This window comes from Chitinophaga sp. XS-30 (assembly GCF_008086345.1).
In the GTDB taxonomy this organism is placed as follows: Bacteria; Bacteroidota; Bacteroidia; order Chitinophagales; family Chitinophagaceae; genus Chitinophaga.
On record NZ_CP043006.1, the window covers coordinates 5,203,535 to 5,222,403 of the forward strand.

Genomic DNA, 18,869 nt, shown 5'->3' on the forward strand with positions numbered 1-18,869 from the left:
CATTTTTCGGTCAGTATGTCCACTCCGTAAGGGTGAGCATGTAATGATGAAAATCCTTGTTGCTGTCGCGCAGCGGCTGCAGGTCCAGCCCCGGATACTTTTTCTCCGCCACTACAGCGAGTGCCAGGTACCCGTTGTTATGTATGGGCTTGATCTGTTTGTGCTGCCAGGTTTCCCTGCCTTCGGCATAGGGAAGCATCCAGGCAAAAGCTTTCTTCAGGCTTTTACCACCCGGAGATGAATAGTTCCACAGATCGACACCAACATTTTCCGCCAGCAGGGCCAGCTCGAAGAACCCTTTCAGGTTCATCTGCGAATAATTCCAGGACAGGGTGCGGGCCAGCTCATGCGGCTGGCTGCCGTCTTCTTTCAGCTGGCTTTCGATCCGCTTTTCGGTCTGCTCCCGCAGGATGGTCTTTGCCAGCTCCGGTTGTGCTGTGAACAGCGCCATAGCTACCGTTTGCACATCATACCAGGTGCCGTGGTTATTATGTTCGTCGGCTTCATCCAGACCAATGGGGCTGGTGCGCATCCACTGCAGGAACTCCCGGTACCATGCCTGAATGCCCGCATACACTTCGGGTTTCAGGGCGGTGGTGTTTTTCAGCAGCTGAATGCCATCAAGCAATTTGGCCAGGTTATGCGTGTCTATGATACCGATGCCCCTGCCTTCCGTACGGCCGGGGATGGCCTGCCCGAAGTTGAGGTTCGGGTTCATCCGCGTTTCCGCATCCAGGAACCAGATGTTCAGCAACTTCGCCGCATGCTCCGCATATTTTTCCTCCCCGGTAAAAAAGCGGGCCAGCCCTAAAATATAAACATCCCGGCATAAAGCATTGTGATATTCCGCGTCGCGGATAGAAAATCGTTCGGGGTTCACCTGCCCGTCTTTCCGGATATAAGGCAGGCCGTCCGCTTTAGTGGAATCAGGCCACCAGTAGGGGCCCACGCTCATGTAATCATGCTTGTCCCCACTCGCCGGTGTTTTGCTTTTGAAGGTAACGGAATAAGGACCTTTGGTCAGCGCCTCATCCGCCTCTTTCAATAATGTGTCCAGCGCTTTCTTCATCTCCGGGTCACCATTCTTTATTTTTTGCAGGGATGCCGTTAATACGGCAGGTTTGAGCAGGAAGGTTTCGGGCGGGCCCTGCTGCCCGGTGCAGCTGAAAGCCGCAAAGCTCATCAAAAACAATAAGAGATATCTCATAACATGAAAAAGTTTTTTTGACTGAACGTGCTGATTGTTTATAGCCGGGCAGATCACATCATCTCAACCGGCATCACTTCATAGGGAGCTGTTCCTTTCCCCACCAATTGCTTCATATACGCCAGGTCTTCTGCCGTCTGATCAATACCGGGATGTACGAATTGCTGTGCGCGGGCAACAGATATGACGGCGAACAGGCACAACATCAATAGTAGTTTTTGCATAACGTTCCGTTAAATAAAAAGGCAGGGGCTATGCTGATAGCCCCTGTTCTCCTTTTGTGATGATATTTTACGGCATGGTATAGCGCTTCATGCTGATGGTGGCATTCTTGGCGCCGTTGTTAACCTTGTTAACGTAGATGTAGGCGCGGTACCTCCCGTCTGCCGTTTCCGCCCATACGCCAGCTTCCGCTCTCACATTGATGGCGAAGTTCGGCGCGCCTTCCAGGTTCAGTTCCTGGAAATCCACGTCATCTATATAAACGCCGTATTGCAGGCGTGCGAGGTGAAAATCGCGAAGGTTCCACACCTTGTTCACTTTAGTGCTCCTGTTCACCCCGGCCGGCAATGTTACGCCGGGGAGGTATTGCGGATCAGCGGCCGGAGATACCAGCGCATGGTTGAACGTGAGACCGGTGGGTGTGCGGTGAAGGTACACCAGGTCGATCTTACCGGGATTGGCGGCGGCTTCCGCAGCGGTATAAATGGCCATATCCTCAATGGAAATATAGCAGGCCGCGGCATCTGTTGCCACCATATCCAGCTTCATGTCCATATTGGTGATGGTGTAAGGCCCCATGGCGTAGGACACGGATTCCCCGTTGCTGCTTTTCGCCGAGAAAGTGAAGCTCACCGTTTTGCCGCGGGCCTCTTCGGGTATCCTGTAGAAATACCGGAGGGTGGCCGCGCTGGTATCGCGGTTGAAGGTTACGCTGGAGGTAGCGCCGGTGGTGGTGGATGGTGCGGCCACTTCCACGCCAACGTCTTCGCCGCTGCCGTTGGTATAATACGAGCGGTGCTCCAGGTAAGTGCCGGTTGCCCCGGCGATGGAAGCTTCCACCTGTGCGGATACGATCTTGCCTTTTTCCGGCAGGATGGCCATCGCGTAGGCAAACTCGATATCCAGGCCCACGAGGTTCGGCCCCAGGGTGCGCTTGATCGCATCGTTCTGCAGCTCGCTTTTCGGAACGGGCAATGCATAGTCTTCATCCTTGCAGCCCGTCATCACCAGGAGGAACGACAGGAACAATGATGTATATGAGAAGGTTTTAATTAACATGATCGACAGTTTAATGTTACAAACTATTGCTGTACGGCAACATTGATGGTGTATGTTTTCCGCACTTTCCGGTTACCTGACACAACGGTGTACTGACGTGGATTGGCCAGATCGGAAAAATCCGTCTTGCCCGCTACCTTCGGGTCCAGCTTGGCATCGGTTACCAGGGAGAACACGGGGTAGAGGTTCTTCAGGTCCGTTCCGAAAAACACTTCTATGTCAATAGTGCAGGCTGTGGTATCGATCACCGGGTTCTTGGTCCGCACCGTTTGCAGGTCTGCTCCCAGCAGGTTGAAATCGCTCACATAACATTCCGCGCGGTTGGTGATCAGCAGGCCATCCTCATCCACCGGATGCTCTTTCTTGCAGCCCGCCCACACCAGTGCAACCAGCAGAACGGTGAAGGTTATCTTGATATATCTTTTCATCTTGTTCATGTTTTAGGTTATAACCAGGGTGTGTTCTGTGTCAGGTTCGGGTTGCGGTCGCGCTCGCCCGGAGGTATCCTGAAGATGTAGTTCTGCTCGTACGTTCTTTCGGGAGCATTCTGGTAATACCGCTGCATCTGTGCACCGTGGGTATCTAAACGCCATACGCCATCGCCATACGGGGCTCCCCATACTCTTTCGATGGCTCTCCAGCGGCGGAGGTCAAATCCGCGATGGCCTTCCCCGAACAGTTCAATGATCCTTTCCTGCTCTATGGCATCGAAGAACACTTCCTTGTTCGCGGTCTTTGCACCGCTTAAAGGCGGCAGGTTGCCGCGGTGGCGGATCTTGTTCACCAGCTCTATGGCATCGGCCTGCGGGCCGTTCACGGCATTGGTCGCTTCCGCATACATCAGGTACACATCGGCCAGGCGCATTACCGGGAAGGAGTAGTCCCCATCGCTGCGGCCCTGCCCGGCGTAGTTGCGCAGGAATTTGCGGAACACGTAGCCGGAGTTGCTGCCGTCTGTATTATAGGTAGTATAGTTCACGCCGTTAATGGTCACGGGCTGGTTCCAGGTTTTGTAGATGAAGGGGACCATGCCGGTGGATTTCAGGGAGATCATGCCTACGCTGAATTCATAATCCCACTGGATGGAAGCCTTCATGCGATAGTCGCGGTCCGCATAACTCTGCGGGTTCACGGCGGAATTAGGTGCTGTTCTGGCGCCTGCGGTGTTCGGGTTCATGGGGATCAGCGGGGGCGCAAAATCGCCGGTGGATACCTGCTGGTACCGGTCTGCGATCTCGAACCTCGGGGACACCCAGCACTGGGAGCCTTCATGGGAGCGACCCGCCACATCACGCATCAGCTCTTCCCCCTGGCCGGTGCCTGTACCGCCGTGGGTAAAGGTCATGATCAGTTCCGGATCGCCGTTGGCGATGGGGGTGAACAGGTAATAATAGTTCGGCAGGTTCTCCGCCTGGCCGGGAGGATCGCAGACACCGGGCTCACCGCCGCGGAAGAGCGCAAGACCATAGTCGTTGATCACGCTACGGAAATCGGCGGCCGCATTGTTATAGGCTGTTTGTGCGGCAGCAGCATCCGGTACGAAGCCTGCCAGCTCGGGCCATCCGAACTGGTTCCAGCAAGCCCAGTACAATTGCAGCTTACCCCGGAAAGCCAATGCCGCGGGTTTGGACGCGCGGCCCAGTTCGGTTGCATGCGTGGGCAGCTTCTCGAACGCATAATCGAAGTCCGCCATAATGGAATCTTTCACCTGGCCAATGGGCGTTCTCGCCAGGGTAGCCACTTCGCTATTACTGGTGATGATCCTGCTGAAATAAGGCACGTCACCCCACATGGAGATCAGGCGGAAATATACCATACCGCGCAGCAGGCGCGCTTCCCCGATCACTCTTTCCAGTTCGGGCAATGAAGTGGCGCTGGCATTGGGCAGCATCTTCTCCACATTTTCGATCACGTAGTTGGCGCGGTTCACGCCGCCGTACAGGTAACGGTACATCTTGTCGAAATACTGACCATAACCGGAAGGCGAGTAGGCGTTACCGTTGGAGGAGGTATGATAGGCATCCCCTCGCTGCAGGTTGCCGGAAGTAGCGCTGATGCCCCGGGTCCGAACGAATTCGCCATGACCGTCAAAATAGTAATCACGGTCAAATACCGGGCGGATATCCGCATAGGCGCCCATCAGCGCGGTAGTGGCATCCGCTTCCGTTTTCCAGAAGGCGTTGGCGCCAAGATCTGTAGTAGGCTGCTGATCCAGAAGGTCTTTCACACACGATGTTGCAAAGATGACCACTCCCGTCAGCGCCGCTATCATTTTTATAATGGATTGCTTTCTTTTCATGGTTCTGCTTTTTAAAGGCTCACGTTAACACCGATGGAGTAAGATTTGTTGAGCGGGTATGCATTGCTCCTGTTGCCGGTCAGTTCCGGGTCCAGACCGCGGTAGCCGGTAATGGTGGCTACGTTCTCCGTTGAACCGAAGATGCGGAAACTGTTCACGCCTATCCGGTTCAGCAATTTTGCCGGTATAGTATATCCCACCTGGATGTTCTTCAGGCGGATATAGCTCATGTCGTCCAGCCAGAAAGAGGTTTCCTCCCGGTTGCCGCTTCCAAGCAGGCGGGGCCATTCCCCGTTACGGTTCTCCCATGACCAGGGATTGTTCCAGTGCTCCCATGTCATCGCATAACGCTGCGTGCCGAAGTTGACGTTGTTATAGTTGTTCAGCCAGTAATCCTTTCGGCCGGTGGCGCCGGTGAACAGGAAGGCCACATCTATTCCTTTCCAGGAAAGATTGGTGTTCAGCGCAAAGTTGGTCGTAGGCCGGTCACGCTGCTGATTGGGATACGCCTTTCTGTCCTCACCGGTGATCCTGCCATCGCCATTCAGGTCTTTCCGCAGGATATCGCCGGGAGAAGCGCCTTGTGGTGTGGCATTGTACACATCTTCCCAGGTCTGGGCGATGCCGATATCTTCATACGTATATAAGAAATGGTAAGGCATGTCCAGGAAGATCCATCCTTTGCCGAGGAACTCGTTCCATTTCTCCAGTACGGTACGGTTGTAGGAAGCGTTCAGATTAACGCCGTAACGGAACTGGCCTACTTTGTCCGACCAGGTGATGTTGGCTTCCACACCGCGGTTGCGGAGGTCTCCGATATTGGCGCGGGGCGCCTGGTATGCACCATCCAGCAGGATGGAGAATTCGGAGGGCCGCAGCATACCTACAGTGAGGCGGTCATAATAATCCAGTTCTGTGGTCAGGCGGCTATCGAGGAAGGCCAGATCAAGACCGATATTGAACACGGTATTGGCTTCCCAGGAAAGGCCCTGGTTCACCATTTTCTCGTACACAAATCCCCGTACAATATCACCGTCTATCATGTAGTTGCTGGCATTGAGCGTTTCCTGCTGCTCGTACCTGCCTACGCCGGCATTGTTACCCAGTCCGCCGTAGGAAACCCTCAGCTTGCCGCTGTTGAGGAAACTTTTGGTGAAGTTGCTGATGAAATTTTCTTCTGTAAAGCGCCATCCGATGGCCACGGAGGGGAAGAAACCGAAACGGCTGCCATCCAGGAATTTTGAAGAACCATCGTAACGGAAATTGGCTTCGAAGAGATATTTGTCGAACGCCGTATAATTGAGGCGGCCGATGTAGGAACGAAGCCCTTCCGCGCTGGAGTTGCCGCCGGTGGACTGGATGTCCGTCAGGGCAGCATCGATCTCGTGCAGTGAAGGATGAAGACGGTCGTTCCGGCTGGAGCCCTGGTAGCGGGTGTACCAGTACTCTTCGCTATACACGCCGAGTACGTTGATCTCGTGATGCTCTCCTATTTTCCGCTGATAATTCAGGCGGCCGGTCATCATGGTCTTGTAACCGGTATTGGTAAAGTTGCCGACGCCGGCGTTCTCTCCTACATACACACGGCTGCCAAAGGCATTGTTCTGGAAGTTGAAGGAACGGTTGGGCATATTGGCATTCCAGCGGAACTGGTTGTTGTAGTTCAGGGTATAATCCACACGGCCGGTCAGTCCTTTTACGGGAGACCAGTCGAAATAGATGCTCCCGTTCGCTTCCTGCCTGTTCTGGCGGCTGAGGGCGTTGGTGTACACCGTGTAGGGATTGTATGCCTGGGGGTCCTCATTATAGGCCATCACACCGCCATAATAGCCTGTAGCAGGATCATAAGGGGTGATCCCGGCAATGGCGTACTGCAAGTCGAAACCCGCCGTGTTCGTTGCGTTATCGTCCGTAAAACCGTCTTCCAGGGCATAGGTGAATTTGGACCAGTTGCCATTGAAGCGGACGCCTACGTTCATATTCTTCCGCAGTTTGTAATCGTAGTTGAAACGGGCATTGTAGAGTTTGTAATCATTATTGATCTGCAAACCTTTTTCGTCCTGTACGCCAACAGAGATAAAGAAGTTGGAGTTGTCGCCGCCGCCGGAAGCGGAAACGTTGTAATTCTGGATATTACCCGTTCTGGAAATGACATCCCACCAGTCCGTATTCGGATACCGGAGCGGGTCGATCATGCCCAGCGCCATCCACTGATCGATCGTACCATCTTTAAAGAGGTAGTTGGACCGGAGGGCATTCACCGCAGCGCCACGCTGGTGCAGCGTAAGCGCGCGCGGATAATCCGCCATGAACTGGTATGCCCTGGTAGGCTTCACAATGGCCAGGTTGCCGTTGAAATTGATCTGGGGCCTCCGTTGGCCTTTACCGGATTTGGTGGTCACGAGAATGACACCGTTAGCCGCGCGGGAACCGTACACGGAGGCGGAGGTCGCATCCTTCAGCACGGAAATGCTTTCGATATCGTTCAGATTGATACGGTTCAGGTCCACATCCGGCATACCATCCACAACGATCAGGGGGCCGGCGTTATTCACGGAGCCGAGGCCGCGGATCAGCAATGTGGCGGAGTTCCTTCCTGCCATGCCGGTAGACTGGTTTACGGCAAGGCCCGGAACGAGGCCGGACAGAGCGGAGGAAGCATTCGGCAATGAACGGCCGGCGATCTTTTCATCCACCTTCACGGCGGATACCGCACCCACAAGGTTGACTTTTTTCTGTGTGCCGTAACCTACTACAACAACTTCGCCGAGCGCCTTCTGGTCAGACTTCATTGAAATGTTGCGGATGCCCGCGCCGGAAAACGGCACTTCCTGCCGGGCGTATCCGATAAAAGAAAATACGAGCACACCGTTGGGGGTGTTGCTGCGCAGGGTATAATCCCCGTTGGCATCGGTAGTGGTGCCCGTGCCGGAACCTTTCAGCGATACAGTAACACCTGGCAGTGGCAGGTTCTGATCATCTGTTACGCGTCCTTTGATCACAACAGGTTGTTGCTGTTGATAGAACGCAGCCGACGCTGTGGCAGGTGCCTGGATGCAGAGGCCGGCAGGAGCCATGGCCAGCAATATCCACCTGACGCGTAACCAGCGTGGGCATAGAGAAAGTGGTAAGTAATTTGACATAACGCTTTATTTTAAGGGAAGGCAATACAATATCATTAAGCCGGTTGCAGGACCGGCAGTCAGCTGATGCATTCAGCGAATGCAAACGTTTGCATTTCAAATCAGGTTTTCAGCCTCGTTTTATTTGGTGATAAAATTTTCATACGTGGAAAGAATTTTTGTTACGTTGGAATTTGTTGTTGATTTTGGTGCTTGCTGTGAAAACAAATGTATATAAAAACAATCGATTGTAATTAATTTTTTTTCGGCCGGTGCAACGACAGAAAAACATTAACCCAAACAACCGTAAATCTTCTTATAATTATTTTATTCTCAAACCTTTATACGCTGATAAAGATACGCCTTTGGAAACGTATCATGACAAATATAGGGAATAAAGTTATCGCAACTTAATTAGTGTAAAAAATACGCGTCTTCTTTTCAAGTGTTTTTGCTCATCTTTTTATTCCCATTCATCATGATAGACGAATTTAGGCATCTGCCATTTATAACGGATAGCGAGCAAACGAAGAATGAGGCCAGCTATGGCAGCGATGATGGTAGCCAGGTGCGTACTGTACCCGAGATATTCCACACCTACATAAATACCGCCGGTCAGAATGGATACACTGGCATATACTTCCTTCCGGAAAAGCAGCGGTACATCATTGCACAGCACGTCCCGCAGCACGCCACCGGCGCAGCCTGTGATCATTCCGCTCAGCAACACGATGACTACCGGGAGCTGCATCTGCCCGGCCACTTGGCAGCCGATGATGGTAAAGACCACGAGGCCCAGGGCATCGAGATAAAGGAATAAAGTACGCAAACGTTTCATCACGGAAGCGATCAGTGCGGCGAACAAGGCGCCTCCGGCGGTGATCAGCAGGTATTCCGGATGTTCCACCCAGGTCATGGGATAATGGTCCAGCAGGATATTACGGATGGTGCCGCCGCCGAGGGCCGTGACCCATGCAATGATACAAACGCCTATCCAGTCCATATTCCGCCGGCCGGCAGACAGGGCCGCGGTCATTGCTTCTGCGGTGATGGCAATGATGTAGAGAATGTGCAACATGATGATCCGGTTTACAGGGGATTTGCGGTCAAGATACGAAAACAACTATCCCGTCTGGCTTTTTAGTGATAATTTTGCCGCTTAAACCAGACCTGATTTGAGCGCTTCCGTTTTTCTGATCACACCGCCTTTCACGCAGCTGAACACGCCCTACCCGGCCACGGCTTACCTGAAGGGGTTCCTGAACACCAGGAACATTACGTCGTTCCAGGCGGACCTGGGCATTGAAGTGACCCTGGCTTTGTTTTCCCGCGAAGGCCTGCAGCAGCTGTTTGCCCGCATCCAGCCCCCCGTGACGGACAACGCGGCGCGCATATTTGCCTTACAGGATGACTATATCCATACGATCGATGATGCTATAGGCTTCCTGCAGGGCCGCAACCCTACCCTCGCCCACCGCATCTGCAAAAGGGATTTTCTGCCGGAAGCGGGCCGGTTCTCGCAGCTGGAAGACCTGGGCTGGGCCTTCGGGTCCATGGGCACGCAGGATAAAGCGAAGCACCTGGCTACGCTTTATCTCGAAGACCTCTCCGATCTGATCATGGAATGCATGGACGAGCACTTCGGGTTCAGCCGTTATGCAGAACGCCTCGCCCGCTCCGCCAACAGCTTTGATGAACTATACGCCGCGCTGCAACAGCCTTATACGTATGTGGACGAGCTGCTGCTGCAGTTGCTGGACAAACATATGAAAACCGTACAGCCGCAGCTGGTGGCCATTTCCGTTCCCTTCCCCGGCAATCTCTACACTTCGCTCCGTTGCGGGCAGTGGATCAAGACGCATTACCCGGAAGTGAAGATCGTTATGGGCGGAGGATTTGCCAATACCGAGCTGCGTTCCCTTTCGGACCCGCGGGTATTTGAATTCTACGACTTTGTTACGCTCGATGACGGGGAAGCGCCCATCGAAAACCTGTTAGCTTATATTTCGGGAACAAAGACACAAGCGGAGCTGAAACGTACGTTCACGTTGACAGATGGTGTGGTCACCTATTTCAATAATAAAACCTGCACGGATTACAAACAGGGGGAAGTGGGCACACCGGACTACAGCGATTTTCTGCTGGACCGGTATATTTCGGCCATCGAAGTGGTCAACCCCATGCACCGCATGTGGAGCGATGGCCGCTGGAATAAGCTGACCATGGCGCATGGCTGTTACTGGGGCAAATGCACCTTCTGCGATATATCGCTCGATTACATCGCCCGTTACGAGCCGCTGACGGCTGCCCTCCTCTGCGACCGCATGGAGGAGATCGTGGCGCAGACGGGGCAGAACGGTTTCCATTTCGTGGATGAAGCGGCGCCGCCTGCACTGATGCGCGCACTGGCCATCGAGATATTGAAAAGAAAACTGGTGGTGAGCTGGTGGACGAACATCCGCTTTGAAAAGAGCTTTACCCGCGATCTCTGCCTGCTGCTGCGCGCTTCCGGCTGCATTGCCGTTTCCGGCGGGCTGGAAGTGGCGTCCGACAGGCTGCTGGAACTGATACAAAAAGGCATCACCGTAGCACAGGTAGCACAGGTGAACCGGAACCTTACCGAAGCGGGCATTATGGTGCATGCTTACCTGATGTACGGATTCCCTACGCAAACGGCGCAGGAAACCATCGATTCACTGGAAATGGTGCGGCAGATGTTCCAGGCAGGCATCCTGCAATCCGCCTTCTGGCACCAGTTTGCCATGACGGCGCATAGTCCCGTTGGCCTATACCCGGAAAAGTTCAGCGTAAAAAAGGCTACCGAAGCCATCGGCACATTTGCCAATAACGATATTGTACATATTGATGAAACGGGCACTGACCACGATGCGTTCAGCTTCGGCCTGAAAAAATCGCTGCTGAACTATATGCATGGCCTTTGCCTGGAAGATCCCCTGCAGCAATGGTTCGACTTCAAAGTGCCGAAAACCCGTGTGGCCCCGGATTTCATCGTCAAATCGCTGGAAGAGGACCACTATACCAGCCCGAAACCTACGGCCAAAGTGATCTGGCTGGGCAAAACACCCGCCCTGGAAACCTTCGTTAAATCCAAGAAAGGCCAGCAATGGGAAATGGCTTCCCTCACCTTCCAGACCCGCAGGGAACGGCACAGCATCAGCGTCAGCCAGCAGCAGGGCATATGGCTGGCCGGCATACTCGAAAAGCTGTCCGTTTACAACCCTAAAACCCATACGCTGCAGGAAGTGAAGGAAAGTTATGATGCGGCGGGACTGGAAGATTTTGAACTGTTCTGGGACAACAAACCCGTGAATACCCTGCACCGGTTCGGGCTGTTAAAATTATAAGACCGGCTTATAAAAACAGCGAAAACCGGTGAATATCCGCAAAGTGATCCCCGATAATTTGTTGCATCTTGGCTGACCGATGATTCCGCATATGAAAAGAACTTTGCTTTGCCTGGTCAGTGTTTTGTTTTGTGTCTGCGCCTTTGCCGCCACCTATTATGTGGATGCGAAGACGGGGAACGATATGAACAGCGGCGATCATCCTTCCCGGGCTTTCCGCAGCCTGCAAGCGGTTAACCGGCTTTCGCTGCAACCCGGCGACAGCGTGCTTTTCCGCTGCGGCACAGCGTACGACGGGAACCTGAAGATACAATGCCTCGGCGCTCCGGGGCGCCCGGTGGTCTTCTCCAGCTACGGCAACGGCCCCAAACCGCGACTGAACGGCAATGGTCTTGTTACGGCCACCATCCTCGTGTACAACTCCGCCTACCTGCATCTTTCCGGCCTGGAAGTCACCAATGCCGGGGCAACGCCTGCCGCGCACCGGAAAGGCATACACCTGCTGCTGGAAGACTTCGGGATAGCGTTTGACATCCGCCTGAGCGGGTTGTATGTGCATGATGTGAATGGCAGCAATGTGAAAAGGGCCGGCGGCGGCGCCGGCATTCACTGGACCAACCGCGGGCGCAGCAAACCCTCCGCATTCAACGGACTGCTGATCGAGCATTGCCGGATAGAAAGGACGGACAGGAATGGTATTACCAGCAGCGGATACTGGCAACGGCAGGAATGGTTCCCCAGCAGGAACGTGATCATCCGTCACAATCACCTGGAAGATATCGGCGGCGACGGTATTGTGCCCATCGGGTGCGACAGTGCGCTGATCGAGCATAACACCATTTACCGCGGCGGCCAGCGCTTCCCCGAGGGCGATGCGGCGGCGGGCATCTGGCCCTGGAGCTGCGACAATACCATCATTCAGCATAATGAAGTAGCCTGGTACGGCGGCCCCTGGGATTCCCAGGGCTTTGATTCGGACTGGAACTGCCGCAATACTCTTATCCAGTATAATTACAGTCATGATAACACCGGCGGTTTCGTGCTGGTGTGTAATGACGGCAATGTGAAAGCACCGCAGAGCGTGGGCAATACCGGCACCGTTATCCGGTATAACGTCAGCATCAACGATGGTTACCGGTCAACTTTCAAACACGCGGGCTTTTCGCCGGTCTTTCATTTTGCCGGCCCCACTTTTAATAACCGGGTCTACAACAACCTGGTGTATATCACCAAAGCCCGCCCGCCGCATACGGACAGCACCATGGTGGACATGGATAACTGGAGCGGGTATGCGGACAGTACCGTATTCGCCAACAACATCTTCTACACAGAAGGCGCCGTGGATTACCAGATGGGCAAAAGCACGCGGAATCATTATATTTCCAATGTCTATTACGGCCGGCATCTGCTACAGCCGCCCACGCCGGGGGCCGTGACGGACAAACCGGCTTTCCGGGAATATCCGGCGGAAGCGCCGCGGGGGTTTGAAGCGTTGCGGGCGTTCATGCTTGCGGCGGGAGGGCTTCGCGGGGTGTTGATGACGGAGGAGGCGGTGACGGATTTCTTCGGGAACGGGATACCGGCAGGGGAACGGCCGGTGGTGGGGATTCATCAAAACACTATCGACATAAAAAAACAGTGAACAACATGCACAACATCCTCAAACTATCATTGGCCCTCCTGCTGGCAGGCACTACGGCACACGCGCAACAATTGACCATTGAAGCCGGAAAGCCCACGGCAACAATACAACCCACCATGTGGGGCATTTTCTTTGAAGACATCAACTTTGCCGCAGATGGCGGATTATATGCCGAGCTCGTAAAAAACCGCTCTTTCGAATTCCTCCATCCCATGATGGGCTGGAAGACCTCCGGCAAGGAAGGCAGTATGCTGATCGAAAACCGTTACCAGACGCATCCGGAGAACCCGCGTTTTGCGACCATCAGGGTGAATGGGAGTTTCGGGATAGTAAATGAAGGTTTCAGGGGGATGGGCGTACGCCAGGGCGAGCAATACGATTTCTCCATGCTGGCCCGCCAGGCGGACGGCGCACCGATGCGCGTATCCGTGTACCTGGTGAACGAGAAGAACGAAAAGATCGGCGGCGCCACGCTCAACAAGATCGGTTACGACTGGAAAACGCATAGGGTTACATTCATTTGTTCACAGACCGCAGAAAAAGCGAAACTGGAAATACTTTTCGATGGCAATGGCGTGATACAGGCGGATATGATCTCCCTTTTCCCGCAGCAGACCTGGAAAGAAAGGCCGGGCGGACTGCGGAAAGATCTCGTGCAAAAGCTGGCTGACCTGAAACCGGGCTTCGTGCGTTTCCCCGGCGGCTGCATCGTGGAAGGGAAAGACCTCGCCAACCGCTACCAGTGGAAAACGACCGTAGGCGATCTGCAACAGCGGAAAGTGATCATGAACCGCTGGAACGTGGAGTTTGCGCACCGCAATGCACCGGATTATTTCCAGAGCTTCGGCCTGGGCTTTTATGAATACTTCCAGCTGGCGGAAGACCTCGGTGCAGCGCCCCTGCCCATCCTGAACTGCGGCATGGCCTGCCAGTTCAACAGCAGTGAAGTGGTGCCGCTCGATGAACTGGACCCCTACATCCAGGATGCGCTCGACCTCATTGAATTCGCCAATGGCGGAGAAAATACCAAATGGGGCAAGCTGCGCGCGGAGATGGGGCACCCCGCCCCCTTCGGCCTCAAACACCTCGGTATCGGCAACGAGCAGTGGGACCGCCAGTACTTCGAACGATACCAACAGTTTGAAAAGATACTGAAAGAAAAACACCCGGAGATCCTGCTGATATCCGGCACCGGACCCTATTCCGACGGAAAAATGTTCGACGATGCCTGGGCAGCGCTGCGCAAAACAAAAGCCGATCTCGTTGATGAACATTATTACAAGCACCCCGACTGGTTCCTGCGCAACGCGAAACGTTACGACACGTACGACCGGGAAGGCGCAAAAATATTTGCCGGCGAATATGCCGCGCATGATAAAGAGCAGCCGGCCGCAGAATCCAGGAACAGCTGGTTCAGCGCACTGGCGGAAGCCTGTTTCATGACGGGACTGGAGCGCAACGCAGACATTGTGCATATGGCTTCCTACGCGCCCCTGCTGGCCCATGTGGAGGCCTGGCAATGGCGCCCTGACCTGATCTGGTTCAATAACCTTACCTCCATCTGCACGCCGAACTATTATGTACAGCAACTGTTCTCCAACAATACCGGCAAACAGGTGATCTCCATTTTACAGGATGGGAAAGTGATTGCGGGGGAAGACAGTCTTTATGCCAGCGCCACTATCGACCGGGAAGCAGGCAAGCTATTCGTGAAGCTGGTGAACAGCGCGGCACAACCGAAAAAGATCGATCTCCGCATCAAAGGTGTATCTGCGCAACAGGAGGTCATCAGCACCACTTTGCATGCGGCGGACCTGATGGCTTACAACACTATTCAGGAGCCGCAGAAAGTATATCCGGAAAAAGGTATGCTGACCGGCAAACGCGGGGAGCTGTCGCTGGAGCTTGGAGCAGCTACGCTGCAGGTGCTGGAAATACCGGTGAAACGGTAAAACCGCCCTCACTGTTCCTTTCCGGACAGTCCGTTTTTCAAAAACGGACACACGACCCTCATCCCGTAAATGCAAACAACTGATTATCAAATTAAAAAGGAAGTGGCATCATTTTTACAGCAACGCTGCTATGCTTCTCAACTACCTCAAAACAGCTTTCAGAAACCTGGCCCGGCATAAAACCTATACGGCCATCAATATCCTCGGACTGGCGCTCGGACTGGCGGCATGCTGGCTGATCGTATTGTATGTGGCGGACGAACTGAGTTATGACCGGTATCATGCGAACGCAGACCGTGTTTACCGCCTTGTGCAGCATGCCCGCTGGAATGATAATGACCTGCATGAAGCCCCCACTTCTGCTCCTTTCGCTCCGGAAATGAAAGCTGCGCTTCCGGAAATACAGGAGGCGGTACGCATTCTCACTGAAGGCGGCGGCATCATTACATTAAATGAAAAAACGGTCCACCGGGAAGATATATGCTTTGCGGACAAAAATGTATTCGAGGTCTTCTCCTGGCCTTTCCTTTACGGCCATCCGGCTACGGCGCTGGCTTCCCCGCAATCCATCGTATTGACGGAAAGCCTCGCGGAACAATTGTTCGGCGATCCGCAAAAGGCGCTGGACCAGACGGTATTTTTCCAGAACGGCTTCCCGAACAAAGTAACCGGCATCATCCGCAATATTCCGCCAAACTCCCATTTGCGCTTCAGCGCCCTGCGCTCACTCCCCGCAGGCTATACCGGCGACTGGCAGGAATTCAATGTGTACACTTACCTGCTGTTGAAACCAGGCGTGCAGCAGGCCGATCTGGAAAAAAAGTTGCCGCTGTTTGCCGCAGGAACGATACAAAAGATCATGCGTATCGATGATTACCGGCTGGAGCTGCAGCCGCTGCGGTCCATTCACCTGCATTCTGACCTGGCCTACGAGATCAGCACGAATGGCAGTATCCGCCGGGTATATCTTTTTTCCGCCATTGCCTTGCTGATACTGATCATCGCCATCATCAACTATATGAATCTGAGCACCGCCCGCGCCGCTGCCCGGGTACGGGAAATTGGCGTACGCAAAGCAGTGGGCTCCGGCAAGCGGGAACTGGCCATGCTTTTCATTACGGAAGCACTGATGATCACCTTCCTTGCAGCTGCCATTGCCCTGTTCATCGTACAGGCGGCCATTCCTTATTTTAACAGGATCACAGCCAAAGAACTATCGATCTGGCGTTTCGGCGTTACCTTCACACTTCTGCTGGTGGCGGCTTTTTCTATGCTGACAGGTGCGATCAGCGGTACCTACCCCGCCCTGTTCCTTTCCCGGCTCAGGACCGTCCCCGCATTAAAAGGCCAGATGGGCAGGCTTTCATCCAACATCCTGCTGCGGAAATCCCTCGTTGTATTTCAGTTCGTGATCACTGTGGTCATGATCACAGGCTCCATCATTATCTACCAGCAGCTGCAATATGCCCGGCATAAGGACCTCGGGTTCAATAAAGACCAGGTACTGACCTTTCATATTCACGACCAGATGGTACGCAAACAGGTATCTGCACTGAAGGCTCAGCTGCTTCAAAACCCCGCCATTGAAGCGGTTGCCGTGGCCGGCAACCCTATCGGCAACAATGATATCGGCGGGCTGGGGTTCCGCTTTGAAACAGCGGAAGGCGGGTTTACCACCGGCACCACCATTGCGCAGGAGCTGATGATCGATGCGGATTATATTCCAACGCTGGATATACAGCTGCTGCAGGGAAGGAACTTTTCTTCCTCCATGCCCTCCGACAAGTACGGCGCGGCGCTTATCAATGAAACACTGTTGAAAAAGACCGGGCTGAAAGACGCCATCGGCAAAAGACTGCGGTTCAGGATCGGTAATACCGCCGAAACCGGGGAAAGAACGATCGTTGGCGTGATAAAGGATTTCCATACCTATTCCATCCAGCATAAAGTGGAACCGATGGTGTTGCTGATGCCGCCGGCCGAATCCATGGAAGACAACCTTTACGTCCGCCTTTCCAAAGGCAAGACCGCGGAGGGCCTGGCTGATATTACCGAAGTGTACCGCAGGTTCGACAAAACAAATCCACCGGAATTTCATTTCCTGGACCAGAACTTCGCCCGGCAATATGCCGCCGAAGAGAAACAGGGGCAACTGGCGCTCATTTTTACGGGGCTGGCGATACTGATTGCCTGTATGGGTTTGCTTGGGCTTGCCATTTTTATGGCGCAACAGCGCACACGGGAGATCGGTGTGCGGAAAGTACTGGGCGCAGGCATCGCGGATATTGCCGCCATGCTGTCCGTCGATTTTATGAAACTGGTGCTGATAGCGTCATTGATAGCGCTGCCGCTGGCCTGGTTCATTATGGATAAATGGCTGCAGGGCTTTGCCTACCGCATTGCCGTGCAATGGTGGGTACTGATACTGGCGGGACTGCTGGCCGCGCTGGTCGCATGCACAACGGTGATCATACAGGCCATAAAAGCCGCGATGGCCAATCCGGTAAAGAGCCTTCGCGCGGATTAAAAACATCGTTCCGGCAGAGGGGCGCACGGCGCCTGAATATACCTGATGCCTTACGGCTTTTTCTTTCCTCTTGACTTCGGCTTGCCGTACTTCTGCATCATTTTCTCCTTGTGGCTCACCTTTACGTTCACTTTTTTGTTCTTTGCGAGTTTTTCGTGGAAAGCGCCGCCGCTTTCTTCTCTTTTTGGGGTTTTCAGTACGATGTTGGGGACCACGAATTTAGGGTCTTCCTCATCCGTCAGCCGCGTGGATATTTCCAGGTCTTCCGGCAAAGGCTGCACAGGTATCTGGTAGTTCATCAGCGCTTCGATCTTCTCTTTCTGCGGCATTTCCCTTTCCGCGGTGAACAGGATGGATATCCCGTCCTTATCCGCCCGGCCTGTACGGCCGATACGGTGGATATAACTTTCGGAAACCTCCGGTGTATCAAAGCTGATGACATGGGACACGCCGGTAATATCCAGGCCGCGGGCGATGATATCCGTAGCGATGATAAAACGGTAGGTGCCGTCTTTGAACCGGTTCACGGTATTGAACCGGTGGTTCTGTTCCTTGTTGGAATGGATGACGCCCACCTGGCCGGGGAATTTGGCTTCCACCTGCTCGAATAACTGGTCCGCCAGCTGCTTGGTAGCGGCAAACACCAGTACCCTGGACATTTCCGGGTCCCGCGTGATGAGCTGTTCCAGCAGGTTCACCTTCGTGTAAAAATTGGGAACATGGTACACCCGCTGGCTGATATTCTTCAGCGGCGTACCTACGGGCGCGGCTTCGATCACTTCCGGGCTGTTGAAATACGATTCGATCAGCGCTTCCACTTCTTCCGTAATGGTGGCCGAGAACATCAGGTTCTGCCTTTTAGCCGGCATCAGGTCCATGATATTCCTGATCTGGGTGCGGAAACCGAGATTGAGCATTTCATCCACTTCATCCACCACCAGCTTTTTGATGCCTTTCAGCTTGAGCGCACCGCTCAGCACCAGGTCGTACAGCCGCCCGGGAGTAGCCACCACCACGTCCAGCTTGTGCTGCACCGCCGCCATCTGGGGATTCATATTAGTGCCGCCGTACACGCCGATCACCTCCACGCTCATATAGGTGGTGAGCTTTTTCACCGTTTCCACCACCTGCACCACCAACTCCCGCGTAGGCACCAGGATCAGCACACGGGCTAACTTCTCCTTCGAAAATTCCAGCTGCCGCAATACCGGCAGCAGGTACGCCAGTGTTTTGCCCGTCCCGGTCTGCGCAATGCCGCAGACATCGCGGCCGGACATCACTACGGAAAAGACCCGTTCCTGTATCGTTGTAGGGGTAGTATAATTCAGGTCGTTCAAAGCATTCAGCAACGGCCTGTTCAGGTTTAATTCATCAAATCGCATAACCTTCCGGAAAAATGAATGACAAAGGTAGGCTTAATCTCTTAACCTTTCCATAACACGGCAAAGTATAAATATCTGCCCAAACTTGTGTC

Annotated in this window: 12 protein-coding genes; 4 read left to right on the forward strand and 8 right to left on the reverse strand. The window is 53.9% G+C overall.

The window, feature by feature from the left end:
* Nucleotides 1-10: 10 nt before the first annotated feature.
* The 7 genes from FW415_RS20945 to FW415_RS20970 all read right to left on the reverse strand — a co-directional run bounded on the left by FW415_RS20945 (nucleotide 11) and on the right by FW415_RS20970 (nucleotide 8,987).
* Nucleotides 11-1,207, reverse strand: a complete 1,197-nt coding sequence (locus tag FW415_RS20945) for an alginate lyase family protein (RefSeq protein ID WP_148388919.1) — start codon at nucleotides 1,205-1,207, stop codon at nucleotides 11-13.
* A 53-nt stretch (nucleotides 1,208-1,260) separates the two neighbouring features.
* Nucleotides 1,261-1,431, reverse strand: coding sequence for a hypothetical protein (locus tag FW415_RS25070; protein ID WP_168208920.1), 171 nt, complete (start codon nucleotides 1,429-1,431; stop codon nucleotides 1,261-1,263).
* 67 nt (nucleotides 1,432-1,498) lie between these two features.
* The gene (locus tag FW415_RS20950) at nucleotides 1,499-2,488 is read right to left on the reverse strand and encodes a DUF4466 family protein (protein WP_210420756.1); all 990 of its coding nucleotides are present in this window, start codon (nucleotides 2,486-2,488) and stop codon (nucleotides 1,499-1,501) included.
* A 23-nt stretch (nucleotides 2,489-2,511) separates the two neighbouring features.
* Nucleotides 2,512-2,916 carry a hypothetical protein gene (locus FW415_RS20955; RefSeq protein ID WP_148388922.1) on the reverse strand — a complete coding sequence of 135 codons (405 nt, stop codon included), beginning with the start codon at nucleotides 2,914-2,916 and terminating at the stop codon, nucleotides 2,512-2,514.
* 17 nt (nucleotides 2,917-2,933) lie between these two features.
* Complete coding sequence (locus FW415_RS20960) at nucleotides 2,934-4,787, reverse strand: RagB/SusD family nutrient uptake outer membrane protein (protein ID WP_148388924.1); 1,854 nt, start codon at nucleotides 4,785-4,787, stop codon at nucleotides 2,934-2,936.
* Nucleotides 4,788-4,798: 11 nt separating this feature from the next.
* Nucleotides 4,799-7,930, reverse strand: a complete 3,132-nt coding sequence (locus tag FW415_RS20965) for a TonB-dependent receptor (protein WP_148388926.1) — start codon at nucleotides 7,928-7,930, stop codon at nucleotides 4,799-4,801.
* Nucleotides 7,931-8,372: 442 nt separating this feature from the next.
* The gene (locus FW415_RS20970; protein ID WP_148388928.1) at nucleotides 8,373-8,987 is read right to left on the reverse strand and encodes a trimeric intracellular cation channel family protein; all 615 of its coding nucleotides are present in this window, start codon (nucleotides 8,985-8,987) and stop codon (nucleotides 8,373-8,375) included.
* A 97-nt stretch (nucleotides 8,988-9,084) separates the two neighbouring features.
* Here FW415_RS20970 and FW415_RS20975 point away from each other — a divergent pair, with 97 nt between their 5' ends.
* The 4 genes from FW415_RS20975 (at nucleotide 9,085) to FW415_RS20990 (ending at nucleotide 17,395) form a co-directional block, all read left to right on the forward strand.
* Nucleotides 9,085-11,274 carry a radical SAM protein gene (locus FW415_RS20975; protein WP_148388930.1) on the forward strand — a complete coding sequence of 730 codons (2,190 nt, stop codon included), beginning with the start codon at nucleotides 9,085-9,087 and terminating at the stop codon, nucleotides 11,272-11,274.
* A 91-nt stretch (nucleotides 11,275-11,365) separates the two neighbouring features.
* On the forward strand, nucleotides 11,366-12,916 hold the full coding sequence (locus FW415_RS20980) for a right-handed parallel beta-helix repeat-containing protein (RefSeq protein ID WP_168208921.1): 1,551 nt from the start codon (nucleotides 11,366-11,368) through the stop codon (nucleotides 12,914-12,916).
* A gap of 5 nt (nucleotides 12,917-12,921) precedes the next feature.
* Nucleotides 12,922-14,868: an alpha-L-arabinofuranosidase C-terminal domain-containing protein gene (locus FW415_RS20985; protein WP_148388933.1), complete on the forward strand. Its 1,947-nt coding sequence runs from the start codon at nucleotides 12,922-12,924 to the stop codon at nucleotides 14,866-14,868.
* A 130-nt stretch (nucleotides 14,869-14,998) separates the two neighbouring features.
* Nucleotides 14,999-17,395, forward strand: coding sequence for an ABC transporter permease (locus FW415_RS20990; RefSeq protein ID WP_148388935.1), 2,397 nt, complete (start codon nucleotides 14,999-15,001; stop codon nucleotides 17,393-17,395).
* Between the two features lie 50 nt (nucleotides 17,396-17,445).
* Here FW415_RS20990 and FW415_RS20995 read toward each other — a convergent pair whose 3' ends face one another.
* Complete coding sequence (locus FW415_RS20995) at nucleotides 17,446-18,777, reverse strand: DEAD/DEAH box helicase (protein ID WP_148388937.1); 1,332 nt, start codon at nucleotides 18,775-18,777, stop codon at nucleotides 17,446-17,448.
* Between the last annotated feature and the right edge of the window lie 92 nt (nucleotides 18,778-18,869).